Annotated in this window: 25 protein-coding genes; 8 read left to right on the top strand and 17 right to left on the bottom strand. The window is 62.3% G+C overall.

Features of this window, described 5'->3' with window-relative positions:
• Position 1: 1 nt before the first annotated feature.
• The 3 genes from CVE41_RS08195 to CVE41_RS08185 are packed head-to-tail and all read right to left on the bottom strand — an operon-like array spanning position 2 to position 3,010.
• Positions 2-559, bottom strand: coding sequence for a pyridoxamine 5'-phosphate oxidase family protein (locus CVE41_RS08195; RefSeq protein ID WP_100260203.1), 558 nt, complete (start codon positions 557-559; stop codon positions 2-4).
• A complete protein-coding gene (locus CVE41_RS08190) occupies positions 559-1,428 on the bottom strand; it encodes an alpha/beta fold hydrolase (RefSeq protein WP_100260202.1) in 870 nt (289 codons plus the stop codon). Before CVE41_RS08190 ends, CVE41_RS08195 begins: the two co-directional genes overlap by 1 nt.
• Before the next feature lie 37 nt (positions 1,429-1,465).
• On the bottom strand, positions 1,466-3,010 hold the full coding sequence (locus CVE41_RS08185; RefSeq protein WP_100260201.1) for a peptide chain release factor 3: 1,545 nt from the start codon (positions 3,008-3,010) through the stop codon (positions 1,466-1,468).
• A 143-nt stretch (positions 3,011-3,153) separates the two neighbouring features.
• Here CVE41_RS08185 and CVE41_RS08180 point away from each other — a divergent pair, with 143 nt between their 5' ends.
• A complete protein-coding gene (locus tag CVE41_RS08180) occupies positions 3,154-3,744 on the top strand; it encodes a hypothetical protein (RefSeq protein ID WP_100260200.1) in 591 nt (196 codons plus the stop codon).
• Between the two features lie 9 nt (positions 3,745-3,753).
• Here the strand turns inward: CVE41_RS08180 and CVE41_RS08175 are convergent, their stop codons facing one another.
• The 9 genes from CVE41_RS08175 to hisN form a co-directional block, all read right to left on the bottom strand.
• Positions 3,754-4,506: an SDR family NAD(P)-dependent oxidoreductase gene (locus CVE41_RS08175; RefSeq protein ID WP_100260199.1), complete on the bottom strand. Its 753-nt coding sequence runs from the start codon at positions 4,504-4,506 to the stop codon at positions 3,754-3,756.
• A complete protein-coding gene (pheT, locus tag CVE41_RS08170) occupies positions 4,503-6,911 on the bottom strand; it encodes a phenylalanine--tRNA ligase subunit beta (RefSeq protein ID WP_100260198.1) in 2,409 nt (802 codons plus the stop codon). Before pheT ends, CVE41_RS08175 begins: the two co-directional genes overlap by 4 nt.
• Complete coding sequence (pheS, locus tag CVE41_RS08165) at positions 6,908-8,008, bottom strand: phenylalanine--tRNA ligase subunit alpha (RefSeq protein WP_100260197.1); 1,101 nt, start codon at positions 8,006-8,008, stop codon at positions 6,908-6,910. The genes pheT and pheS overlap by 4 nt, the downstream gene beginning before the upstream one ends.
• 109 nt (positions 8,009-8,117) lie before the next feature.
• Positions 8,118-9,020, bottom strand: a complete 903-nt coding sequence (locus tag CVE41_RS08160) for a helix-turn-helix domain-containing protein (protein WP_232725608.1) — start codon at positions 9,018-9,020, stop codon at positions 8,118-8,120.
• Entirely contained in the window at positions 9,020-9,952 is a 933-nt protein-coding gene (locus CVE41_RS08155; protein ID WP_100260196.1) for a helix-turn-helix domain-containing protein, read from the bottom strand. Before CVE41_RS08155 ends, CVE41_RS08160 begins: the two co-directional genes overlap by 1 nt.
• A 114-nt stretch (positions 9,953-10,066) precedes the next feature.
• Positions 10,067-10,426: a 50S ribosomal protein L20 gene (rplT, locus tag CVE41_RS08150; RefSeq protein ID WP_100260195.1), complete on the bottom strand. Its 360-nt coding sequence runs from the start codon at positions 10,424-10,426 to the stop codon at positions 10,067-10,069.
• Positions 10,427-10,449: 23 nt separating this feature from the next.
• A complete protein-coding gene (rpmI, locus tag CVE41_RS08145; protein ID WP_100261444.1) occupies positions 10,450-10,653 on the bottom strand; it encodes a 50S ribosomal protein L35 in 204 nt (67 codons plus the stop codon).
• 119 nt (positions 10,654-10,772) lie between these two features.
• Positions 10,773-11,522, bottom strand: a complete 750-nt coding sequence (locus tag CVE41_RS08140; RefSeq protein WP_100260194.1) for an SDR family oxidoreductase — start codon at positions 11,520-11,522, stop codon at positions 10,773-10,775.
• A 27-nt stretch (positions 11,523-11,549) separates the two neighbouring features.
• Positions 11,550-12,332, bottom strand: coding sequence for a histidinol-phosphatase (hisN, locus tag CVE41_RS08135; RefSeq protein ID WP_100260193.1), 783 nt, complete (start codon positions 12,330-12,332; stop codon positions 11,550-11,552).
• 84 nt (positions 12,333-12,416) lie between these two features.
• Here hisN and CVE41_RS08130 point away from each other — a divergent pair, with 84 nt between their 5' ends.
• Positions 12,417-13,427 carry a helix-turn-helix domain-containing protein gene (locus tag CVE41_RS08130; RefSeq protein ID WP_100260192.1) on the top strand — a complete coding sequence of 337 codons (1,011 nt, stop codon included), beginning with the start codon at positions 12,417-12,419 and terminating at the stop codon, positions 13,425-13,427.
• 3 nt (positions 13,428-13,430) lie between these two features.
• On the opposite strand, the gene CVE41_RS08125 is transcribed toward CVE41_RS08130, so the two are convergent.
• Positions 13,431-14,366: a ribose-phosphate pyrophosphokinase gene (locus CVE41_RS08125; protein WP_090477256.1), complete on the bottom strand. Its 936-nt coding sequence runs from the start codon at positions 14,364-14,366 to the stop codon at positions 13,431-13,433.
• A 94-nt stretch (positions 14,367-14,460) separates the two neighbouring features.
• Entirely contained in the window at positions 14,461-15,435 is a 975-nt protein-coding gene (gene glpX / locus CVE41_RS08120; RefSeq protein WP_100260191.1) for a class II fructose-bisphosphatase, read from the bottom strand.
• A 90-nt stretch (positions 15,436-15,525) separates the two neighbouring features.
• On the opposite strand from glpX, the gene CVE41_RS08115 reads away from it, so the two are divergent.
• On the top strand, positions 15,526-16,152 hold the full coding sequence (locus tag CVE41_RS08115) for a hypothetical protein (protein ID WP_100260190.1): 627 nt from the start codon (positions 15,526-15,528) through the stop codon (positions 16,150-16,152).
• Here the strand turns inward: CVE41_RS08115 and CVE41_RS08110 are convergent.
• From CVE41_RS08110 to CVE41_RS08100, 3 genes are all read right to left on the bottom strand, one after another.
• Entirely contained in the window at positions 16,106-17,413 is a 1,308-nt protein-coding gene (locus tag CVE41_RS08110; protein WP_100260189.1) for a homoserine dehydrogenase, read from the bottom strand. The two genes, CVE41_RS08115 and CVE41_RS08110, sit on opposite strands and share 47 nt — an antisense overlap.
• Entirely contained in the window at positions 17,406-17,822 is a 417-nt protein-coding gene (locus tag CVE41_RS08105; RefSeq protein ID WP_100260188.1) for an acyl-CoA thioesterase, read from the bottom strand. Before CVE41_RS08105 ends, CVE41_RS08110 begins: the two co-directional genes overlap by 8 nt.
• Before the next feature lie 69 nt (positions 17,823-17,891).
• Positions 17,892-18,677 carry a hypothetical protein gene (locus CVE41_RS08100; RefSeq protein ID WP_232725606.1) on the bottom strand — a complete coding sequence of 262 codons (786 nt, stop codon included), beginning with the start codon at positions 18,675-18,677 and terminating at the stop codon, positions 17,892-17,894.
• Between the two features lie 407 nt (positions 18,678-19,084).
• On the opposite strand from CVE41_RS08100, the gene CVE41_RS08095 reads away from it, so the two are divergent.
• The 5 genes from CVE41_RS08095 (at position 19,085) to CVE41_RS08075 (ending at position 22,246) form a co-directional block, all read left to right on the top strand.
• A complete protein-coding gene (locus tag CVE41_RS08095; protein WP_100260187.1) occupies positions 19,085-19,759 on the top strand; it encodes an energy transducer TonB in 675 nt (224 codons plus the stop codon).
• 49 nt (positions 19,760-19,808) lie between these two features.
• Entirely contained in the window at positions 19,809-20,597 is a 789-nt protein-coding gene (locus CVE41_RS08090; RefSeq protein WP_100260186.1) for a MotA/TolQ/ExbB proton channel family protein, read from the top strand.
• Positions 20,598-20,672: 75 nt separating this feature from the next.
• Positions 20,673-21,203: an ExbD/TolR family protein gene (locus CVE41_RS08085; protein ID WP_198507626.1), complete on the top strand. Its 531-nt coding sequence runs from the start codon at positions 20,673-20,675 to the stop codon at positions 21,201-21,203.
• A 36-nt stretch (positions 21,204-21,239) separates the two neighbouring features.
• Positions 21,240-21,671 carry an ExbD/TolR family protein gene (locus tag CVE41_RS08080; RefSeq protein ID WP_100260185.1) on the top strand — a complete coding sequence of 144 codons (432 nt, stop codon included), beginning with the start codon at positions 21,240-21,242 and terminating at the stop codon, positions 21,669-21,671.
• Positions 21,672-21,856: 185 nt separating this feature from the next.
• Positions 21,857-22,246 (top strand): ExbD/TolR family protein, encoded by a 390-nt coding sequence (locus tag CVE41_RS08075; protein ID WP_232725604.1) that lies wholly within the window; start codon positions 21,857-21,859, stop codon positions 22,244-22,246.
• Position 22,247: the final 1 nt, after the last annotated feature.

The raw sequence follows: 22,247 nt of genomic DNA, 5'->3' as shown, positions 1-22,247 counted from the left end.
TCTATTCACCCCCGATATAGCGGTCGGTCGTGCGCACCGGTATGCCATCGATGCTCTTGTCGCGGCCCTGCTGCTTGGCCAGCCATTGCTCGGGATCGGACTGCTTGTGCGCCTTCTGCAGGGTCGCGCGATCGTCGCGATACTCCATAAAAGGCACGCCCCAGCCGCAGCTGGTCTGGACGCTCTCGACGGTAATATCGAAAATCTGCCGCGTCCCGGGCAGCAGGTCGAAATGTGCGCTCAGTTCCGCCCAATCTGCGTCCTGCGGCAGCACCGCGCGCCCGGTCCCGTAAATGCGCAGGATCAACGCCGGCCGGTCGAAATTGCAGAACATCAGCGTGATGCGCCCGTCGCGCGAAAGATGCGCGTGGGTTTCATTGCCCGATCCGGCAAGGTCCAGATAGGCGACCCGGTCCGGCCCGAGAACGCGAAATGCATCATAGCCCTTCGGGCTGAGATTGATGCGGGCATCTTCGGCGGCTGTTGCGACAAAGAAGACCGGCTGCTTGCCGATCATCGCGATATGCTTGTCATCCAGCGCGTCGAAGAATTCTGCCATTAGAGGAAATCCCTGATCGTCTTCATGAACCGGTCGAACTGGTCATGATGGAGCCAGTGTCCGGCCTTTTCGAACTCGACCACCTTGGCATTGTCGAAATGATCTAGCCTGCCGTCTCCTTCGGGATTGGAGGCCCAGCTGTCCGCCCCATAGAGCAGGAGGGTGGGCGCAGTGATCGCAGCCCATGTCTGGTGGAGGAACTCATCGGCGATGTCCTCGACCGCCCAGACGTTGAGGTGCGGATCGAATTTCCAGCTGTAGGTCCCATCCTCGTTGCGATTCACGCCATGGATGGTGAGGTGCCGCGCCTGCTCTTCCGTCAGGTAGCTGTTTTCCTCGATCATGCGCGCAAAGGCGGATTCGATGCTGTCGTACTTGCGCGGCATGCGGCCCGATGCACCGCGCTTCTTCTCGATCCATTCCTTCATGCGGACGGGATAAGGATCCTCGCGCATTTCGGCCTGCCGTTTCGGGCTGGGGCCGAGGCCCTCGATGGCGACGATCTTGCTGACCATCTCGGGGAACGTACCCGCATAGCGCAGCGAAACATTGCCGCCCATCGAATGGCTGACGATGGTGACCGGACCGACGCCCAGCTGGTGGACCAGCTGCGCAAGGTCATAGACCATGTCGTTGACTTGATAATTGCCGTCCGAAACCCAGTCGCTGTCGCCGTGGCCGCGGTGATCCATCGCCACGACATGCCAGTCGTCACGCAATTCTTCGGCCACCCAGTCCCAGCTGCGCGCATGGTCGCGCCCGCCGTGAACCAGTACGAGTGGCGGCTTTCCGCGGTTGCCCCAATCGAGGTAATTGAGGCGCAGGCGTTGGGAAATGAAGGTCTGGGAGGTCGGGCCGGTAAGCGTCATGGCGTTCCCATGCCGCGAAGCAGCGCCGCTCGCAAGCCTACCGCTCCTTGGTGGCCGAGAAGGTCAGGTCGGGGTTCTTTTCCTGCTGGTAAGAAACGTCCCACGGGCTCTTCGCCATGAAGACCATGTCGCCGTCGCGGTCGCGCGCGAGGTTGGCGCGATTGTATTTCTCGAATTCGTCGAGCGCCTTCTCGTCGCCCTTGAGCCAGCGCGCGGTCGCGAAGGGCGAGGCTTCGAGGCCCGCCTCGACCTTGTATTCGGCCGAAAGGCGGCTGATCAGCACCTCGAGCTGGAGCTGGCCGACCACGCCCACGATGTGCTGCGCGCCAAGCTCGGGATAGAAGACCTGGATCACGCCCTCTTCCGACAGATCGTCCAGCGCCTTGCGCAATTGCTTGGTCTTGGTCGGATCCTTCAGCTGGACGCGGCGCAGGATTTCCGGGGCGAAGTTCGGCAGGCCGGTGAACCGGATGTCGTTCTTTTCCGACAGCGTGTCGCCGACGCGCAGCGTGCCGTGGTTGGGGATGCCGATGATGTCGCCCGGCTCGGCGCTGTCGGCCACTTCGCGATCCTGTGCGAAAAACAGGATGGGCGAATGGATAGAGATCGGCTTGCCGAGACCCGACGGCGTCAGCTTCATGCCGCGTTTGAAGGTGCCCGAGACCTGCCGCATGAAGGCGATGCGGTCGCGGTGGTTGGGGTCCATGTTTGCCTGGACCTTGAAGATGAAGCCGGTAACTTCGTCACGATCAGGGCTGATCTGTTCGTCGCCAGCCGGCTGGGGGCGCGGCGGCGGGGCGTATTTCGCGATCGCCTCGATCAGTTCGGTGACGCCGAAATTCTTCAGGGCCGATCCGAAATAGACCGGGGTGAGGTCTCCATTGCGATAGGCCTCCAGATCGAATTCGGGATAGCCGATCTGCGCCAGTTCGATGTCTTCGGCGAACATCTCGGGAAGCTCGGGATTGGCATCCCGCTTGCCCTTGAATTCCTTGGACGGACCTTCGGGTCGCGCGACTTCGCCGGTTTCGAAATCGAGGATGCCTTCGAACTGGCCGCCCATGCCCACCGGATAGGCCTGCGGGCTGACGTCGAGCGCCAGCATGTCGGCGATCTCGTCGAGCAGTTCGAATACCGGCCGGCCTTCGCGGTCGACCTTGTTGACGAAAGTAATGATGGGCACGCTGCGCAGGCGGCAGACTTCGAACAGCTTGCGCGTCTGCGGCTCGATACCCTTCGCGGCGTCGATCACCATGATGGCGGAATCGACGGCGGTCAGCGTGCGATAGGTGTCTTCGGAGAAGTCTTCGTGCCCCGGCGTGTCGAGCAGGTTGAAGGTAATGCCGTCGCGCTCGAAGGTCATGACAGAGCTGGTCACCGAGATCCCGCGCTGCTGTTCGATCTTCATCCAGTCCGAACGCGCACGACGGGCAGCGCCGCGCGCTTTCACTTCGCCTGCAAGGTGGATCGCGCCGCCGGTCAGCAGCAGCTTCTCGGTCAGCGTCGTCTTACCCGCGTCGGGATGCGAAATGATCGCGAAGGTGCGGCGGGACTGGGTGGTATCGGAATTCGCTTGCGCCATGCGCCGCGCGCTAGACCGACAGCGCCCCCACGTCCACCGCTAAGCGTGTTGGACAGGCCCTGTCGCCTTAAGCGAATGGAAACACTCGCTATTTAGGTTGAGGCCACGAATTGGGGGGCATCATGTCTATAGTACGCAGCATAATGACTATATTTGGCGCTATTTTCTTGGCATCGTGCGGGAATTCCGGCGAATATTACGAGAAAACGCCTGAACAGGTGACGCATGCTATCAAGAGTGCGCACCTTCCTACACATGTGCTCGGCAAGCAGATCAAGCGCAGCCGCGTCACCCAGCCGGCACCTGATACGGTCATTACGACCCTTCTTGGAGAAGGTGGCCGCGAGATGATGCACTTCGTCACCACCGTGACGCCCGATGGAACTGGCTCGCGCGTCGCTACCGAGATCGCGATCCCGGAAGGCGTGAAGGAAAGGCTGGACGAAGCCGTGGCTAAGGACCCGATGGCGAATTACGCAATGAACCTGATGCACGTCGTCGCCCGCGAGCACGTGGTCGCGGCGATCGAAGGCCGCCCGTTCGACATGACGCTCGGTAACCCGAATGCGCAGGCAGCAATGGAAATGAACCCGGAAATGCGCGCTCAGTTCGAACAGGCTAACAAGGCCGCGTCGGATATGGCCAAATACGAGCAGCAGCTCGACTTCGAGCAGAATTACGGCAGCGACTGGGGCGACAGCGCGTCCGGCACAGGCGACGGCTGGGGCAACTGAGGGACGGCGTCAGCCCTCGCCGCGGGCGACCCGGAAGCCGCCGAAACTCTGGCTGACCGGCATCAACTCCAGCGTATTGATGTTGAGGTGCGGCGGTAGCTCGGCGACCCAGCGCACGGTCTCGGCGATATCGTCTGCGGTCATCGGATCGGCGCCGCCGTAAAGCGTCTCGTGCGCTTCCTCATTGCCGCCAGTGCGCACGAGAGTGAATTCGGTTTCCACCATGCCCGGCTCGATCGAGCACACGCGCACGCCCGTTCCATGCAGGTCGGCGCGCAAGCCGAGGCTGAACTGGCGCACGAAGGCCTTCGTCCCGCCGTAGGCATTGCCGCCCGGATAGGGATAATGGGCCGCCACGCTGGAGATATTGATGATCGCTCCCTTGCGCTCGATCAGCGCAGGCAAGAGCTTGTGCGTGATCGAAGCCAGAGCCGTGACATTGGTCTCGATCATCGTCTTCCAATGGTCGAGATCGGCCTCCTGCGCAGGTGCCGTGCCAAGCGCGAGGCCGGCGTTGTTCACCAGCAGGTCGATATCCGAAAACGCATCCGGCAAGCTTCCCAGCGCCGCATCGCGCGCCGCTTCGTCGCGGACGTCGAAGCTGGCCGCATGGACCTTATCCGCACCCAGATCCGCGACCAGTGCGTCCAGCCGCTCCTTGCGCCGCCCCGTCGCCACACAGCGCCAGCCGCTCGCGACCAGTGCGCGAACCGTCGCCTCGCCGATCCCCGAAGTTGCGCCAGTGACGAGGGCAGTCTTCATCCGCGCAGCTCCGCACCCTGCTTGGCCGCATTTGCGACGATCCTGTCCGAGATCGCCTTGATCTCTTCGTCGGTGAAAGTCTTCTCGCCGGGGCGCAGCACGACTTCAACCGCGACCGACTTGTGTCCCTCGGGCACTCCCTGGCCGGCGAAGACATCGAAGACGCGAGCGCCGACGATCGACTTCTTGTCGGCTCCGCGCACTGCCTTCACCAGTTCGCCAGCAGGCAGCTCCGCCGGGACGAGGAATGCGAAGTCGCGCGTCACATCCTGCAACGCCGGTGGCGCATAGGTCGCGCGCGCAAATCCGCCTCCGCCTTTCTTCGCCGGGATCGCGTCGAGGAAGATCTCGACTGCAACGACCGGTCCATCGATGTCGAAAGCCTTGAGCGTGTTGGGATGAAGCGCACCGAAACGGGCGAGCACATTCTTCGGGCCGAGACGCAAGGTGGCGGACTGGCCGGGGTGGAACTGCTCGCCAGCCTCGCCCATCACCATGAGATTACCGACCGGGGCACCGGCTGCTTCGAGCAGCGCCATGGCCTCTGCCTTGGCGTCATAGGCATCGAACTTGGCGCCCTTGCCATTGGACCAGCCGCGAGCGGTCTTTTCTCCGGAAAGCACGACGCCGAGCGTCGGCTTTTCGTCACTCGCGCCGTTCTGCCCACGGAAATAGCGGCGGCCGATTTCGAACAGGCGCGCACCGTCCGATCCGCGATCGGCATTGCGCTTGGCTGCCGAAAGCAGGCCCGGAATAAGCGAGGGGCGCATGGCCTTCATGTCCTCGCTGATCGGATTTTCGAGCACCCAGAGCTCAGCCCCGTCGGCGAAATGTTCGGCGTCTGCCGTGGGCAGGAAGGACCAGGTGATTGCCTCGTTCAATCCCCGCGCAGCGGCGGCACGGCGCAGCTTGCGCTCGGCCTGCTGGAGCGGAGTGGCGGTCGGCAGCGCGACGCCGGGGCGGCGCGGAAGGGCCACGCTCTCCACATTGTCGATGCCGTGGATGCGGACAACTTCCTCGACGAGATCGGCGGGGCCTTCGATATCGTGGCGACGCGGGGGTATAGCGACCTCCCGCAGATTGCTATCGATGACCTTGCGATTGCGGAACCCGAGGCGATCAAGGATGCGCGACTGCTCATACTCATCCACATCGACACCGCCGAGACGCCGCGTAAGGGAAGGGTCAAACTCCACCATTCTTGGCTTGGCCGGAGGTTCGCCTGCGCGAACAACGTCGGTCGGTGTGCCGCCGCAGGTCTTGAGGATAAGGTCGGTCAGCAGCGTGAGGCCATCGTCGAGGAAGGCCGGATCGACACCGCGTTCGAAGCGCGTGCGCGCGTCCGAGGCGAGGCCGAGCTTGCGGCCCGTCACGCCGATGCGTTCGGGATCGAAATAGGCGATCTCGAGCAGGACGTCGGTCGTCGCCTCGGTCGCGCCCGAATGTTCGCCGCCCATGATGCCGGCGATATCGTGCACGCCCGCATCGTCGGCGATCACGGTCATCGTGTCGTCGAGCGTGTAGGTCTTCTCGTTCAGCGCCTCCATCGTCTCGCCGTTCGACGCGCGGCGAGCGATTACTGCACCCGAAAGCTTGGCAAGGTCATAGACATGTGCCGGACGACCGCAGGCGAGCATCAAGTAATTGGTGCAATCGACCAGTGCGGAGATCGGGCGCTGACCCGCCGCGATCAGGCGGCGCTGCATCCAGTCGGGCGACGGCTTGCTGTTGTCGACCCCGCGAATGACGCGGCCGTAGAACGCCGGACAGCCTTCGGCATCGTCGGTGCGGATTTCGACCGGGCAGGCGCCCTCGCCTTCGATACTCGGCACTTCAACCGGCTTGAAGGTCCCGAGGCCCGCCGCCGCGAGATCGCGCGCAATGCCCATCACGCCCATGCAATCGGGCCGGTTGGGGGTGATCGCCACGTCAAAGACCGGTGAGGCATCGTGATATTCGGCGAAGTTCTGTCCAACCAGTGCATCCTCGGGCAATTCGATGATGCCGTCATGCTCCTCGCCCAGTTCGAGCTCGCGCACCGAGCACATCATGCCGTTGCTCTCGACGCCGCGGATCGCGCTCTTGCGCAGCTCCATTCCATTGGCCGGAACCACCGCGCCGGGAAGGCCGAGCACGCCCTTCATCCCCGCGCGCGCATTGGGCGCACCGCATACGACCTGCAGCGGATCGCCTTCACCGGTATCGACAGTGAGGACCTGCAGCTTGTCGGCATCGGGGTGCGGGTTCGCCGTGAGCACCTTGGCCACGCGGAAGCCGGTGAGCTTGTCAGCCGGATCCTCGATCCCTTCGACCTCGTGGCCGATGCGATTGAGCGCAGCCGCGATGTCCGCCACCGAGGCATCGGTGTCGAGGAAGTGCTTCAGCCATTCGAGCGAGAACTTCATGCGCCTGCTCCCACACCTGCGGAAAGGGTCGGCTGGTCGAAAGGCGAGAAGCCGTAGTGGTCGAGCCAGCGCTGGTCGCCGTCGAAGAATGCGCGCAAATCATCCATCCCGTATTTGAGCATGGCGAGGCGGTCGACACCCACGCCGAATGCAAAGCCCTGCCATTCCTTGGGGTCGAGCCCGGCGAATTCGATCACGCGGGCATTGACCATGCCGCTGCCGAGCAATTCCATCCAGCCATGGCCCGGCGCATCGCCGTCCCCGCCGAGCACGCGGCGGCCGTTCACGTCCTGCCAGCCCACATCGACCTCGACCGAAGGTTCGGTGAAGGGGAAGTAAGAAGGGCGCAGGCGCAGCACGATGTCGTCGCGCTCGAAGAAAGCTTTTAGGAAAGTCTCGAGCGTCCATTTCAGGTGGCCGAGATTGATGTCCTTGTCGATCACCAGACCTTCGACCTGGTGGAACATCGGTGTGTGCGTCGCGTCGCTGTCGCTGCGATAGACACGGCCCGGCGCAATGATGCGGATCGGCGCGCCCTGCTTCATCATGCTGCGGATCTGCACCGGCGAGGTATGCGTACGCAGCAGCATGCGGTTCCCGTCGGCGTCGTGGTCAGGGAAATAGAAAGTGTCGTGCATGGCGCGCGCGGGGTGCGTTTCGGCCATGTTGAGCGCGGTGAAATTGTGCCAGTCGTCTTCGATTTCGGGACCGGTGGCGACCGAGAATCCGAGGTCGGCGAAAATTTCGGCCAGCTCGTCCATCACCTGGCTGACCGGGTGGACGCTGCCTTTCGGCGCGTGCGGTTCGGGCAGGGTCAGGTCGAGCGTTTCGGATGCGAGGCGACGCTCCAGCTCGGCATTATCCAGTGCCTCTTTCTTGGCGGCGATCGCATCGGCGACATCGCTGCGCAGGCCCTGAATCTTGGGGGCTTCGGTCTGGCGTTCTTCCGGGCTCATCTTGCCCAGCGTTTTCATCAGTCCGGAGATCGAACCCTGCTTGCCGAGCAGTTCGACACGCAAGTTCTCCAGAACGGTGGCATCCTGTGCCTCGTCGATGCGCGTCAGCGCGCTCTCACGCATTGTAGCCAGATCGGTCATCTAATCCTCGGGAATCCTGTAGGGGGACGCCTCTAGCGGCATAGGCGCCAATGCTAAAGCCCAGTTTCAATGCCGATGCACGTTGGGGCCCGAGATACGGGTTTCGGCTTCAGCCTGGAGGCTTGGCAGGTCGATGGAGTACCTGGACCGCTTCGCCTGCCACGGCTTGGCGCGCCTTGGCCGCAGCACCGAGGACCGGGTGAGGCAGTTTCGCATATTCGCGAGGACCCATACCCATGAAACGTTTGAAATCGCGCGTGAACTGCGCCTGGTCGTAATACTGCGGATCGAGCGCCTCGATCCAGTGCATCGACGGGTCCAGCATGAATTGCGCAAGGCTGCGCAAAAAGCGTTGGCGACGGATGAGGAGTTGCGGCGCAAAACCGAAAACATCGAGCGAGAACCGCTCCAGCGTGCGAGTGGTCATCGCGAGTTTCTCTGCCAAGTCGGCAACGGTTGCGCAATTCGGGTCGAGCAAGGCACGCTGCGCCTCGACGATTTCCGCCTCCCTCTTGGCTGGTTTGGCCAGCAATTTCGCCAGAAGCGTGAAAATGGCTTCATTCTGGGCGACGATGCTGTTGCTCCGCGATATTCCAGTGAGCGGCGACAATTGCATCAGGTCCGGGTCGGCTTCCACGTCGCACATCCGGTCCGCGTAATCGGCTGCACTCTTACCGACCAACCGCGCCCAGCCGGCCGGAAGAATGCCCACTCCCCACGTCCGGCACGGCGGAGCGACAAATTCGGCAGCATGGCTGGTGGGGCCAGTCATCACCAGCCGCGGCACCGCCTCCGGTTTGCCCGGTCCGATACTGGCGGACAGGTTCCCTTCCAGCACGATGCGCAGGTTGAACCATTCCGGGTGCAGCCAGTCCCGTATGGGATCGGCGGCCCCACCTAGCTTATTTTCGACCACATCGAAGCGATAGACCGTGGTGATGAACGGCCTCAGCTGTTCAGGCGGCAGGAAGAATTCCAGCTCGACCGCGAGCGCCGCACTCGCAGGTTCCATCAACGCGGCCTTCCGCTGTCGAGATCCTGTCGTGGCTTGTCGAGCGTCTGGACAGGAGAGCCCCAGATACGCTGGCGTTCGGTCATGAAGGCGTCGAGTATGGGATGGTCCATTGTCACATACTCTGTCGGGCTCATGCCCATGAATTCGTGAAACTCGCGCACGAAATGGGGCTGGTCATGGTAGTGCCGATCAATTGTTCGCGACCAGCTTTCGCCTTCCGAAAGCATGAATGCGGCAAGGCTGCGCATCATCCGCTGTCGTCGCAAGAGGAACCGCGGCGAGAAGCCGAAGTGCCGGTTGCAAAGCCGCTCCAGGGTGCGCTTGTGCATTGCTGCCGCATCGGCGAAATCATCGATACTGGTCAGATAGGGATCCACCATCGCTTCATGGATTGCAATGATCCTTGCCTCGTCACGAGTCGGTTTCAACTGCTGGCGCAAGGCCTCTACCAGTTTCGCATATTGGGCCTCATTATCCTCTGACGGCTGGCACAGCAGATCGCACAGGCCAGCCAAATGACGGAAAGTCGGGTGATTCTTTCCGTCGGTGATAATGTTTGCAGACTCGTTGGCCGGACGGGCGATCAGTTGTGCCCAGCCAAGCGGTTTGAGCCCGATACCCCACATCCTCGTTTCGCCCATTTCGAAGTAGACTGGCTTGGAACTGGGGCCGGTCGCCTGGAACAGCGCGCCATCCACATAAGACGGCTCGGACGCTTCGGGGTCCACTACGCGAGCATAGGGAGCGTTGTCGCAGAAGAACCGTAGATTACCCCACTCCGGCTGCAGGTAATCAGTCACTTTCGCACCGCCACCGATCCTTGTTTCGAGAAGATAGATCGTCGTCAGGCAGGGGGCGAGGTCTTCGGGCGGCGGGAAGAAGCGCACCGAAAGATCGAAATCCGTCTCTGGCTGCTGGTCCTGGACCATGGGAGGTAGGATATCGGACGTAGCCGATTTCGCAAATCCGTTGGCACAAAAAGAAAGGGCGCCTCCCAAAAGGAGACGCCCTTGCCTGATTTCGAGCTTGAAGCTTCGAGCCGTTTAGGCCGGAAGAGCCTTCTTCGCCTGGTCGATAATCGCCTTGAAAGCCGCAGCTTCGTTCATGGCGAGATCGGCCATGACCTTCCGGTCGAGCTCGATGCCGGCAAGCTTGGTGCCGTGCATGAACTGCGAATAGGTCAGACCTTCTGCGCGAACCGCAGCATTGATGCGCTGGATCCAGAGAGCGCGGAAGTTGCGCTTCTTAACCTTGCGGTCGCGGTATGCGTACTGGCCGGCCTTTTCGACGGCCTGGCGCGCGACGCGGATGGTGTTCTTGCGGCGACCGCGATAGCCCTTGGCCTGGTCTAGGAGCCGCTTGTGCTTCTGGCGCGTGGTAACGCCGCGTTTAATGCGAGGCATATCAGTTTCTCCTTATTTCGCGATCAGTCGAGGCCGTACGGCGCCCAACTCTTCACTGCTTTCCAGTCCGCTTCGGACAGGACAGACGTGCCGCGGTTCTGGCGGATATACTTCGCATTGTGACTGGACAGACGGTGGCGCTTTCCGGCGACACCATGCTTGACCTTGCCGGTGGCGGTGATCTTGAAGCGTTTCTTCACACCGCTTTTGGTCTTCAGCTTGGGCATTTTCATCTCCTTTGCAGAGACACGTCGAACCAGCCCTGGCAGCCCTTGTCGCCAGGCCGGCACATGAATCACGTGTCGGTGAAGGCGCGCGAGATAGCGATTCTGCCCGCGAATGCAAGTCAGAAGTGGCTGAGGTATCCGCCGTCGACCGCTAACGTCTGCCCGGTGATGTAGCTTGCCTCATCCGATGCAAGGAACGCCACTGCCCCCGCGATTTCGTCTGGTTGCCCCCACCGTCCGAGTGAAGTCCGACGCGCAAGGTGGGCGGCGGTATCGGCGTCGACGACCATGTCGCTGTTCGCTTCGGTGGCAAAATAGCCGGGAGCGACCGAGTTGACCGTGATCCCGGCAGGCCCGAGTTCGGCAGCGAGCGCGCGGGTGAGGGCATCGAGTCCGCCCTTGCTGGCCGTGTAGAGGACGTCCCCCCGGGCGATTTGCGCCGCAATCGAAGTGATATTGACGATGCGGCCATGGCCCTTGCGCGTCATATGCCGTGCCGCTCTGCGCGCAAGATCGAAAGGCGCGACGAGATTGACGTCGAGCATGCGCACCATATCGGATCGGTCTACCTCGTGCAGGTCGCGCCGGTCCCGTTGACCTACATTGTTTACGAGGATGTCGATCCCGCTGACGGCTGCCATGCTGTCGATAGCTGCCTGCGTCGCATCGTCATCGCAGATGTCGAAGGGCAGTATGCGGCAATCGCCGGCAATCCTCGACCGGGCATCTTCGAGCGCCGACGCGTCACGGCCATTTAGCCAGACCTGCGCTCCTCGTCCTGCGAGGCGTTGGGCGATTGCGAAACCAAGCCCTCTCGAAGCGCCGGTTACGAGGGCAGCGCGGCCCTCGAGAGAAACGGCGGTATCCATGTCAGGCGCTCGTTCCCGGAACACACGTCAAAGCGCGAGATCCATCGCTTCCAGCACGTCTTCGAGCCGCGCGGCATCACCGATAGCCAGCACATTCCCGTCGCTACCGGAATGCAGCGGGCCACCGCTCCAGTCGCACATCAAGCCTCCGGCCCCCTCCACGACCGGGGCCAGCGCCGCGAAATCATGGAGCTTGAGGCCCGCTTCGCAAACGATGTCGACATGGCCGCTCGCAACGAGCCCGTAATTGTAGCAATCGCCGCCGTAGATGATCTTGCGCTCCGCTACCGCCTTGGCGAGGCCCATGAAGTGATCGGCCTCGTGATCGTTGAACTGGTGCGGCGTGGTGGTGGCAAGGACCGCATCCGACAACGAACGACACGGCGCGGAACGGACGGGCTTGCCGTTGAAAGTCGTCTCTTTACCGGAGAACCCGGCCCAGCGTTCGCGCCCGATCGGCTGGTCGATAATGCCCAGAACCGGAAAGCCGTCCTGCAACAGCGCGATGAGGGTTCCGAAAATCGGCCTGCCGGCGATGAAACTGGTCGTACCGTCGATCGGATCGAGCACCCACTGCCGCCCCGCCCCTTCGTTGCGCGTGCCGTATTCCTCTCCGACGATGCCGTCGGCTGGATACTCGGCCTCGATCAGGGCGCGCATCGCGGCCTCCGCAGCGCGGTCGGCTTCGGTGACGAAGCTGGAGTCGGATTTCTTCTCCTGTTCCCAGTTGCCGCGAAACAGGGGACGAATGGCCTCGCCAGCCGCATCGGCGAGGCGGTTGGCGAATGTAAGGTCGGAACTTGTTGGCATGCGCCTGCATTTGCTGTCTTGTGGTCCGCGGTCAAGCTTGCTTGATCGCGCCTCCGCCTTCGGGTCGTACTGAAGGGGAAAATCGTGACGGCGTCGAAAGACGATCAGGAGATGCCGGCCACCGGTAAGGCCGATGCGGACGTGCCGTCGATTCAGTCACACACTGGATCCACGCGGCAGGGCATGCCGCTTGCCTTGAATCGCGCACCCGGCGAGGATCTGGGCGACTGGATCATGCGGATCGGTGTTACGTCGGTCGATATGCCTGAGGGCGCGTCGATCGAATGCATGTCGCTGTGCGAGCACCCCGTGATCCGGATGATCTACGGCGCCAAGTGGACGGCATGGACTGGTGACGGGAAGATGGAATACGAACCCGGCGATAAAGGCCTCGCGCTCTATTTCGGACCCGAAACGAAGGCGATGAACCTGAGGGTCGACGGCTCGTTTCGCGTCGTCTCGATCAATTGCACCTCGGCATTCGCGACGAATTTCGGACTGCCGGACCCGCGCGATACTCTCGACCGCATTCTTCCCTTTGACCCTCTCAGCGGCCTCCAGAAAGTTTCCCCTGGGCACCACCCGCAAGACGATCCACATGCCTGGCTCGACGCGAGCGAGGCCGCATTGCGCGATTCCTTGCAAGCAGCAGCTCCGGACAGGCCACATGACCTGCTGGACGAATTCGAGCGGCTGACGCTGACCAACCCCACGGCCAGCCTTTCGGACTTTGCATGCGACCACGAAGTCACACCGCGGACGCTTGAGCGGACCATCTCGCGAAACTGGGGGGTGACCCCGAAATTCGCCCTTCGCCGGGCCCGCGCGCTCGATATGGCTGCAGCGCTGCTCGGAGTTGCCGATGCTACCGAGGAATCGGAGCTACGACTGCGCTACTTCGACCAATCCCACATGACGCGGGAAATGCGCCATTTCTTCGACCATACGCCCGGTGCCATGCTGACGGGCGAATGCCCGCTGCTGCGGATCACGATGGAGATACGCCAGTCGCGCAGGCTTGAAGCCATTGCCAAGCTTGCAGGATCGGAAAGGCCATCGTGGCGCGATCCATCCGCCGAGCCGGGCTCCGACTAGGCGTCAGTCGAACAGCGAGCTGACCGAGCTTTCGTCCGCGATGCGCCGCACCGCTTCGCCGATCAACGGGGCGATGGTCAGGATACGGATGCGTTCGGAATCCGATGCTGCGTCCGTCGGCTTGATGGAATCGGTGATCACCAGTTCCTTCAGCGCCGATCCATCGACGCGCGCGACCGCGCCACCGGAAAGGACGCCGTGCGTGATATAGGCCGCCACCGAAGCGGCCCCTTGGTCGAGCAGCGCCTGGGCTGCGTTGCACAGCGTGCCGCCCGAATCGATGATATCGTCGATCAGGATACAGTGGCGGCCCGACACATCGCCGATGATGTTCATCACTTCGCTTTCGCCAGGACGATCGCGGCGCTTGTCCACGATCGCGAGCGGGGCGTTGTCGAGGCGCTTGGCCAGCGCACGTGCGCGAACGACACCGCCGACGTCGGGCGAAACGACCATGAGATCCTGATCGCCGTACCGCGCCTGGATGTCGGCAGCCATGACCGGCGCCGCATAGAGGTTGTCGGTCGGGATATCGAAGAAGCCCTGAATCTGGCCGGCGTGCAGGTCGACTGAAAGAACGCGGTCGGCACCCGCTTCGGTGATGAGGTTCGCCACCAGCTTGGCCGAGATCGGCGTACGCGGCCCCGGCTTCCGGTCCTGACGAGCATAGCCGAAATAAGGGACTACGGCCGTGATACGCCGCGCCGAGGCACGCTTGAGCGCATCGATGCAGATCAGCAATTCCATGAGATTGTCGTTCGCTGGATAGCTGGTCGACTGGACGACGAAGACATCCTCGCCGCGCACGTTCTCGTGGATTTCCACGAAGATTTCTTCGTCGGCGAAGCGGCGCACCTGCGCATCGACGAGAGGCATTTCGAGATAGCCTGCGATCGCGCGGGCGAGCGGCAGGTTCGAATTGGCGGCCATGATCTTCATGTGAGCGAATCCCGTATCGGCTGGCAGTCACTCCCGCCTAGCGACACGTCATGGGATTGCAACACGACAAGCGGGGCATTCCCCGCTTCGCTGGTTATTTCGTGCGATGTTCGCCCTTGATCCAGCGAACCGTGCCGCTCGACGCACGCATGACGACGCTTTCGGTCGTCATCTTGCCGCCGCGCAGGTACTTCACGCCTTCGAGCAAGCTGCCCGAGGTCACGCCGGTCGCCGCGAAGATGCAGTCGCCCTTCACCAGATCGTCGCGCGTGTAGATGCGGTCGAGGTCGGTAATGCCCCACTTGGCAGCGCGGGCCTTCTCGTCGTCGTTACGGAACACCAGCCGTCCGTTGAACTGGCCGCCGACACAGCGCAGCGCGGCCGCAGCCAGCACGCCCTCTGGCGCGCCGCCCTGCCCCATGTACATGTCGATCGTGGTTTCCTCATCCGTCACCGCGATCACGCCTGCCACATCTCCATCGCCGATCAGGACCACGCCGCAGCCGAGCGAGCGCAGCTCCGCGATCAGGTCGGCATGGCGGGGACGGTCGAGCACGCAGACGATGATGTCGCCCGGCTCCACGCCCTTGGCTTCGGCCACGGCTTTCACATTCTCGGTCGGTGATTTGGCAAGGTCGATGATGCCATCGGGATAGCCCGGGCCGACCGCCAGCTTGTCCATGTAGACATCAGGCGCGTTGAGCAGGCAGCCTTCCTCTGCTGCCGCAAGTACTGCCAGCGAATTGGGCCCTGCCTTCGCGGTAATGGTGGTGCCTTCCAGCGGATCCAGCGCGATGTCGATCTTCGGGCCCTTGCCCGGAGCGCCGCCGACCTTTTCACCGATGAACAGCATCGGTGCCTCGTCGCGCTCGCCCTCGCCGATGACCACGGTGCCATCCATATAAAGGGTGTCGAAAGCCTTGCGCATCGCCTCCACTGCTGCAGCGTCCGCAGCCTTCTCGTCACCGCGCCCGATCAGTTTCGAAGCCGCGACCGCCGCCGCTTCGGTCACGCGAACCATTTCAAGGACGAGAACGCGGTCGAGGGAATTTTCAGCAGGCGAGTTCATGGGGTGTTCAGTCCTTGAAGCGAGTTTGGGCCCTCAGGTGGATGGGCCGCGAAATCGTATGCGCGGGCCGATATACGCAGGAGCATCATCTTGTCGAGACTTGGCGGGGCAGCCCTCTGCATTCTTATTGCCTCGCATTCGCAACCGGCACTGGCGCAGAAGGCGCTGGAGGCCCAGTCGGCCACGCCGCCGGAGCGGATCGACCTGCTCGTGCCGGACGACGTTAGCGTCGACGACGCGCAGCGCCTCGAGGATTGCAGCGAGGAGCAGGATGCGGCGGAAATCTCCCGCGAGATCATCGTCTGCCGCCGTCGCAATACCGAGAATTCGAAATATTACGATAAGGACAAGGTCGAAAGGCGGATTGCTGAGGAAACCGCCTTCAAGAAGGACCCCAAGACGCCGGATTTCATTCTCGATTGCCATGACCAGGGTTGGCCCGTCGGCTGCATCAGGATGGGGAGCGTCCCACCACCGGTCTACATGATCGACTTCGATAGCCTGCCCGATACCCCACCGGGCTCCGATGCCGATCGCGCGGCCCAAGGGCTCGCCCCGCGTGGCAATTCCTACTCATCCGATGGTTCTGTGGTCATCGCGGGCGAAGCCCGGGTCCAGTCGAATGCCGACGAGCTAGGCTTGCCGCCGCCCCTTGAACCCGACGAAGAAATCAGTCCTTCAGGATCGGCATCACCAGGGGCGCAGCCGTCAGGCTAGGCGAGCCCTCCAGGAGTGACATGGCTTCTGTCACGCAGCGTTCTAGCCCTTCGTGCGTTACCATGGCAACCTGCACCTCCCCACCATCGTGATCGCGGCTGCGCTGGATCATGCTTTCAATCGAAACGCCCGCATCGCGCATGGCAGCCGTAATCTCGGCAAGCACACCGGGCCGATCGGCCACCGTAAAGCGCAGGTAATCGCGTCCGTTGCGGTCGCCCGGATCAGCCGCGACACAGCTTTGCAGCGCAGTGACAGGAACCGAGAACGGCGCGCCGCACTGGCCGCGGGCGATCTCGATCAGGTCGGCGACCACGGCACTCGCCGTCGGCTTGTCGCCTGCGCCTGCACCTTGGAAGAGCAGCCTGCCGGAAAAATCGCCTTCTGCGACCACGGCATTGGTCGGACCGGTCACCGCCGCGAGCGGGTGGCGGAACGGCACCAGACATGGACGCACTCGCTGAAGCAGGCGCGGCCCGTCGCCGCCGTCCTCCAAAGTGGCGATGCCGACCAGCCGCACCACGTAACCGAGCGCGTCCGCCTGGGCGATATCGCTCGCCCGGACCTGCGTGATCCCTTCGGTCTGGACGGCATCGAAATCGATCCGCGTCCCGAAACCGATGGCCGCAAGAATCGCCAGCTTGTGCGCGGCATCGACCCCTTCGATATCGAAGGCCGGATCGGCCTCGGCGTAGCCCTTTTCCTGGGCGGCCTGAAGCATCTCGTCGAAGTCGGCGCCCGTGCGCTCCATCTCCGACAACACGTAATTGCAGGTGCCGTTGAGAATGCCGTAAATGCGGTTGAGCGCGTTGGCGGCCGTTCCTTCGCGCAATCCCTTTACGACCGGGATACCGCCCGCCACCGCGGCTTCGAAAGCGAACGGGGCCTTCGCGATTGCGGCCAGTTCGGCGAGTTCCAGCCCGTGATGTGCCACCATGGCCTTGTTTGCGGTGACCAGCCCCTTGCCCGCATCGAGCGCCGAGCGCGCAAGCGTGAGTGCTGGTCCATCGGAGCCCCCGACGAGTTCGACCACCACATCGACGTCGGCACGCGTCGCCATAGCCAGCATGTCGTCGACCCAGGCGTAGGGAGAGAGGTCGACACCCCTGTCCTTTCCCCGCTCCCGAGCGGTCACCGCAACGATCTCGATCGGCCGACCTGCGCGTGCAGCAATCATCTCGCGATTGGTTTCGATCAGGCGGATGACCCCAGTGCCGACAGTGCCGAGCCCGGCCAGCGCGATACGCAGCGAATCAGACATTGGCGCCCTCCCGTGCCGGGAAGCCAAAGGCAGTTCGCACCGTGTCAGGCACAGGCGTCGGTCGGCCCTTAGGGAGGTCGACATGGACATTGTACAAGCGGATTTCAGCGCGAAGATCGCCCTCTTTCGCGCCATGGAGGGTGATGAGAGTCTCCATACTCGAATTGCCGATCCGGACCACCGTGAGGCGGCCCTCGATCAGTTCCTCGAGGCGAATTGGCGCAAGGTAATCCACTTCTGCCCGGCGCACGTGGAATTCGACATCGCTTGGCATGCCGCGCTCTCGCGCTTCGCGGAAAAACTCGCTCACCAAGACATCGGCGTATTCGAGATAGCGTGAATTGAAGACGACGCTCTGCGGGTCGACCTCCGCGTAGCGCACGCGGAATGTATGACGATAGGGATCCATAGAGAACCGCCTAGCGCAGCATGTGCACCCGCGTGAACCAGTTTGTCTTTGCTGGCCCTAAGCGGTCGTTCAGTCGGTTGTGCGCTCGCACGGGCCGAGCTGGTCGATCACGAAGGCATAATCGCGCGCCGCCAGATCGCGGGCCCGCCGGTCCTGCGCGAGGTTTGCCGTACCGGGCAGGTCCTGCGGCAAGGCGCAGGCAAGGCGGTACCACTCCAGCGTTCCGGCCTGAGGTGGGCGCGCGGCCTGATCGACGATCTCCGTCCACGACACGCCCCAGCGCGGAGCCTGTCCCGGGCGGCGAACGATGGTCACGGACACCGGCCCGTCCTTCTCAGTATCGAGGAAAAGCTGGGTTTCCGATTCGCCGACAAGAGTCCCTTCCACGGCCAAGACATCGGACACGCCGGTAATCTTCGGCGGGGCCTCGGAAGAGACGAGATCGGCAAGTATCGGCCGCAGCCGGTTTTCCAACTCGACCGAATAGCTCAGTTGCGCGTCGGCGCCGACCAGCTGGATCTCTCCCGGACGGCCCGTCACCGGCTTTGCAAAGAGAATTACCTCCTGCTTTTTCAGCTTCGGAACCTTGCCCCTCTCATCGAGCGGGACATCGACCAGATATTTCAGCGCCTCGCCCACCGGGACCGTCCCGGCAATCAGCGAGTCGGTGCGCGCTTCGACATAAAGGCGCGCAAATCCGGGCGCGAGTCCCGGCGCGCGTTCGGAGGAAACCTGCGCCTGCTTGCGGATTTCGGCTTTGATGACGAGCGGAGTTCCATCGGAAAGCTGGACCAGATCGGCATAGGTGAGGCGCGGCGCATTTTCCTGTGCCATCGTGGGGACGGCCAGTGTCAACGCCGCCGATATTGCGAAGAAAGTCTTTGAAAACATGAGCGCAATAAGCCTTCTCGTATGCTGCGGCCACCAGGTTACGGCCCCGTCGTAGGTCAACCGTTCTGCTGAAACCATGGTTCCTTTCACCGCAGCCGTGAATTGCCCCTTAACCGGAAAAGGGTTTGCCCCTGTAAAGCATCGCAGCTAAGGGATGGGCCTGAGCCGGGCGAATGATACAATATTGCCTGAAACTCCTGATTTATGGAGTTTTCGGGAACAGCCCTTGGTTCGCAGCGCTCTATCCCTCAAGGGATATTGCTTGCACAGTATGGAATTCGGCGTCGGGACTGCGGTCAGAAAAACCTCCCCCACGGCGCCAAAAACGGCCCGGTGCGAATCGGGCAGACACGATGGAGTGATGCAACCGAATGGCTTATGCTGACCAAGAGATGAGTGGCAATCGCATCGTTGCGATCATCATCGTTGCCCTCATCCACATAGGACTCGGTTACGCCCTGATTACCGGACTTGCCCTCGATGTGGCGAAGTCGGTCGTCGAACGCGTGACCACAATCGACGTGGAAGAGCCACCGCCGCCGGAGCCTGAGGACGAACCTCCGCCCCCGCCGGAGGACATCCCGGAGACGGCACCGCCGCCGCCGGTGGCCCCGCAGCCGCCGATCAGTATCGCGCCGGCCCCGCCGCAATTCCAAACGCAGGTGAATATTCCGCCGCCGGCACCGCCCGCGGTCCGGATCCCGCCGCCTGCTCCGCCCGCCCCGCCGGCACCGCCCCCCGCGCCTTCCAAGGCTCGTGGCGCAAGCCCCAAGGGTCAGAGCAGCTGGGCCAGCCGGATCCAGCGTAACTATCCGCGCCGCGCAGAACGCGACGGTGTCGAGGGTAACGTTGGCGTGAGTGTGACTGTTGGTACCGATGGCCGCGTGGCTGGCTGTACTGTCACCAGTTCCAGTGGTTCGAGCGACCTGGATGCCGCTGCTTGCGATGGCATGACCCGCTATGCGCGGTTCGATCCGGCCCTCAATACGGCAGGCGATCCGATCACGGATACCTACCGGACCACGATTGTTTACCGTCTCAACTAAGCTTTTCCCGCCATTGAGGCGGAACTAATTCTCGAGAGGACTACTCGCTATGACCTTTGAACTTCTTGCTGCTGCCGCCGATGCAGCTCCGCAGACTTCCTTCGGTTTCTGGGAAGCAATGGAACAGGGCGGCTTCGTCGCTTGGTTCATTCTCTCCGTCATGATCATCATGTCGGTCGGCTCCTTCTACATTCTCTTCACCAAGCTGTTCGAACAGCAGAAGGTGATGAACCAGTACAAGGGCGTGAAGACCTCGTTCTGGCGTTCCAACACGCTCGACGAAGGTGCGAAGAAGCTCGACAAGAACAGTGCATGGCGCCAGCTCGTCGACGACGCCGTCAAGGCACGCGACAGCCACCACCAGATGGGTGACAGCCTGGAAGCGCATGACTGGCTGCACGGCTCGCTCGATCGTTCGGAAGCGACGATCAACGCCAAGCTCGCAGGCGGCTTGCCGTTCCTCGCGACCGTCGGTGCAACCGCACCGTTCGTCGGTCTGCTCGGTACGGTTATCGGTATCTACCGCGCACTGATCAACATTGGTGCAGCCGGTTCGGCTTCGATCGACAAGGTCGCTGGCCCGGTCGGTGAAGCACTGATCATGACCGCCATCGGCCTCCTGGTCGCTGTTCCGGCCGTGTTCGCCTACAACTGGCTGCAGAGCCGTAACCGTCGCATCGCCGAACTGATGAGCGGTTTCACCACCGACCTGCTCGCCAACATCAGCTCGGACGGCAAGATCCGCCCGGCTGCGATGACGGCGACGTCGACCCAGCAGGCAGGCAAGGTAGCTGCCAAGCCCGCAACCGGCACTGCGACCGGCGCGGTCAAGAAGTAAGACGGATAGGCGGGGGCCCCTGGCCTCCGCCTCCTCCGACACATTGATTTCTTTTAGCTACGGACAGGACACAAGATGGCGGTTCAGGTAGGCGGCGGCGCAGAAACGCCCATGTCGGACATCAACACCACCCCCCTCGTGGACGTGATGCTGGTGCTTCTGATCATCTTCCTCATCGCGGTCCCGGTCGCGATCCAGACGATCGAGAAGCTCGAGATCCCGATCTTCGAGTCCCTGGAATCCAAGGACAAGGTCGAGAACCTTCTCCTTACGGTCAGCACCACCGACGAATCGGGCCGTGCTGCTGGTGAACCTGGTTTCGAGGGCGCATCGCGCAACGGCGAATGCCGGGTGTATTTCAACAACACCACTCCGGTTTCTTCGGAAGAACTCTATGACCAAGCCTTCGAGCGACTGGACCAGATCGTTCAGCGCTACGGCGGGCCCGAAGCGATCATGGAAGACCCCGAAGCAATTCCGCAGGTCCACATCCGCGGTGACGTGAACGCACCGTGGTCGTGTGTCGCGGGGGCGATCTACAACGTGCAGGCGGCCGGTTATCCGACTGTCGGCTTCATCTCGAACCCGGTCGATCCGAACGGCTGATCGGCTTCGAGCCAGAATTTCTAGGGAGATACCCTCATGGCAATGTCAGGCGGCAAGGATGATGGCGCCCCGATGATGGAAATGAACATGACGCCGTTGATCGACGTCCTGCTCGTCCTCCTCATCATGTTCATCATCACGATCCCGGTAGCGACCCACTCGGTCGATATCGACCTTCCGCAACCTAACCCGAATCCGCCTCCCGTGACGGTGGAGCCGGACAAGAACAAGCTGGTCATCACGCCGCAGGACGAACTGCTGTGGAACGGCGAAGTCATCCAGGAAGGCGATCTCGTCAACCTGCTGGCACAGTCGCTGACGATCAATCCGGAACCCGAACTTCAGTTCGAGCCGGAAGCGACTGCCAGCTACGAAGCTTCGGCCCGCGTGCTCCAGATCATCAAGGCGAGCGGTGTGACCAAGTTCGGCTTTGTGGGCAACGAACGGTACCGCAGTTTCAGCAAGTAAAAGCCGAAACGAAAGTTGAGAAAGGGGCGGAGCGATCCGCCCCTTTTTTTGCGCCCAGCCCGATCGACACACCCGCGGACCAGCCTGTATTGCATAACTCTAGTGTGATGTTATGCTGTTACATTCAAGAGAGGGAGAAAGTCATGCCGTACCCCGCTAGAGCACGTCAGAATGTCGGACGCCCGATGAGCGATCTGAACATCACGCCTTTGATCGATGTGATGCTGGTCCTGCTGATCATGTTCATTCTCGCTATCCCGATCGCCACGCACGCACTGCAAATTCCACTGCCAAACGGAAGTCCGTCCAACCCGATCGAAGAGACGAATGTCGTCCATATCGACGCGTCCGACCGCCTGTTCTGGAATGGCGCCGAGATGGATCGGCAGGGTCTTCTCAACCAGCTGGCAGGCGTGGCGAACATGGAAAGCCAGCCCGTTGTCCGGTTCGACCCGGATGGGAGGGCCAGCTACGCGACCTCCGCCAGAACAATTGCCCTCATCAAGGATGCAGGTGTCGAGAATTTCGCATTCGTCGGCAATGACCGGTACCGCGCCTTCGACCGCGTGCAGTAAC

This window comes from Qipengyuania seohaensis (genome assembly GCF_002795865.1).
Taxonomy (GTDB): domain Bacteria; phylum Pseudomonadota; class Alphaproteobacteria; order Sphingomonadales; family Sphingomonadaceae; genus Qipengyuania; species Qipengyuania seohaensis.
The sequence above is the reverse complement of the archived record's forward strand: the minus strand, read 5'-3'. Positions and strand labels throughout refer to the sequence as shown.

Bases quoted from the DNA above. Each gene is read 5' to 3' on its own strand.
- CVE41_RS08195 (WP_100260203.1), bottom strand. From the start codon at position 559: ATGGCAGAATTCTTCGACGCGCTGGATGACAAGCATATCGCGATGATC.
- CVE41_RS08190 (WP_100260202.1), bottom strand. From the start codon at position 1,428: ATGACGCTTACCGGCCCGACCTCCCAGACCTTCATTTCCCAACGCCTG.
- CVE41_RS08185 (WP_100260201.1), bottom strand. From the start codon at position 3,010: ATGGCGCAAGCGAATTCCGATACCACCCAGTCCCGCCGCACCTTCGCG.
- CVE41_RS08180 (WP_100260200.1), top strand. From the start codon at position 3,154: ATGACTATATTTGGCGCTATTTTCTTGGCATCGTGCGGGAATTCCGGC.
- CVE41_RS08175 (WP_100260199.1), bottom strand. From the start codon at position 4,506: ATGAAGACTGCCCTCGTCACTGGCGCAACTTCGGGGATCGGCGAGGCG.
- pheT (WP_100260198.1), bottom strand. From the start codon at position 6,911: ATGAAGTTCTCGCTCGAATGGCTGAAGCACTTCCTCGACACCGATGCC.
- pheS (WP_100260197.1), bottom strand. From the start codon at position 8,008: ATGACCGATCTGGCTACAATGCGTGAGAGCGCGCTGACGCGCATCGAC.
- CVE41_RS08160 (WP_232725608.1), bottom strand. From the start codon at position 9,020: ATGGAACCTGCGAGTGCGGCGCTCGCGGTCGAGCTGGAATTCTTCCTG.
- CVE41_RS08155 (WP_100260196.1), bottom strand. From the start codon at position 9,952: ATGGTCCAGGACCAGCAGCCAGAGACGGATTTCGATCTTTCGGTGCGC.
- rplT (WP_100260195.1), bottom strand. From the start codon at position 10,426: ATGCCTCGCATTAAACGCGGCGTTACCACGCGCCAGAAGCACAAGCGG.
- rpmI (WP_100261444.1), bottom strand. From the start codon at position 10,653: ATGCCCAAGCTGAAGACCAAAAGCGGTGTGAAGAAACGCTTCAAGATC.
- CVE41_RS08140 (WP_100260194.1), bottom strand. From the start codon at position 11,522: ATGGATACCGCCGTTTCTCTCGAGGGCCGCGCTGCCCTCGTAACCGGC.
- hisN (WP_100260193.1), bottom strand. From the start codon at position 12,332: ATGCCAACAAGTTCCGACCTTACATTCGCCAACCGCCTCGCCGATGCG.
- CVE41_RS08125 (WP_090477256.1), bottom strand. From the start codon at position 14,366: ATGAAGATCATGGCCGCCAATTCGAACCTGCCGCTCGCCCGCGCGATC.
- glpX (WP_100260191.1), bottom strand. From the start codon at position 15,435: ATGAACTCGCCTGCTGAAAATTCCCTCGACCGCGTTCTCGTCCTTGAA.
- CVE41_RS08110 (WP_100260189.1), bottom strand. From the start codon at position 17,413: ATGTCTGATTCGCTGCGTATCGCGCTGGCCGGGCTCGGCACTGTCGGC.
- CVE41_RS08105 (WP_100260188.1), bottom strand. From the start codon at position 17,822: ATGGATCCCTATCGTCATACATTCCGCGTGCGCTACGCGGAGGTCGAC.
- CVE41_RS08095 (WP_100260187.1), top strand. From the start codon at position 19,085: ATGGCTTATGCTGACCAAGAGATGAGTGGCAATCGCATCGTTGCGATC.
- CVE41_RS08090 (WP_100260186.1), top strand. From the start codon at position 19,809: ATGACCTTTGAACTTCTTGCTGCTGCCGCCGATGCAGCTCCGCAGACT.
- CVE41_RS08085 (WP_198507626.1), top strand. From the start codon at position 20,673: ATGGCGGTTCAGGTAGGCGGCGGCGCAGAAACGCCCATGTCGGACATC.
- CVE41_RS08080 (WP_100260185.1), top strand. From the start codon at position 21,240: ATGGCAATGTCAGGCGGCAAGGATGATGGCGCCCCGATGATGGAAATG.
- CVE41_RS08075 (WP_232725604.1), top strand. From the start codon at position 21,857: ATGAGCGATCTGAACATCACGCCTTTGATCGATGTGATGCTGGTCCTG.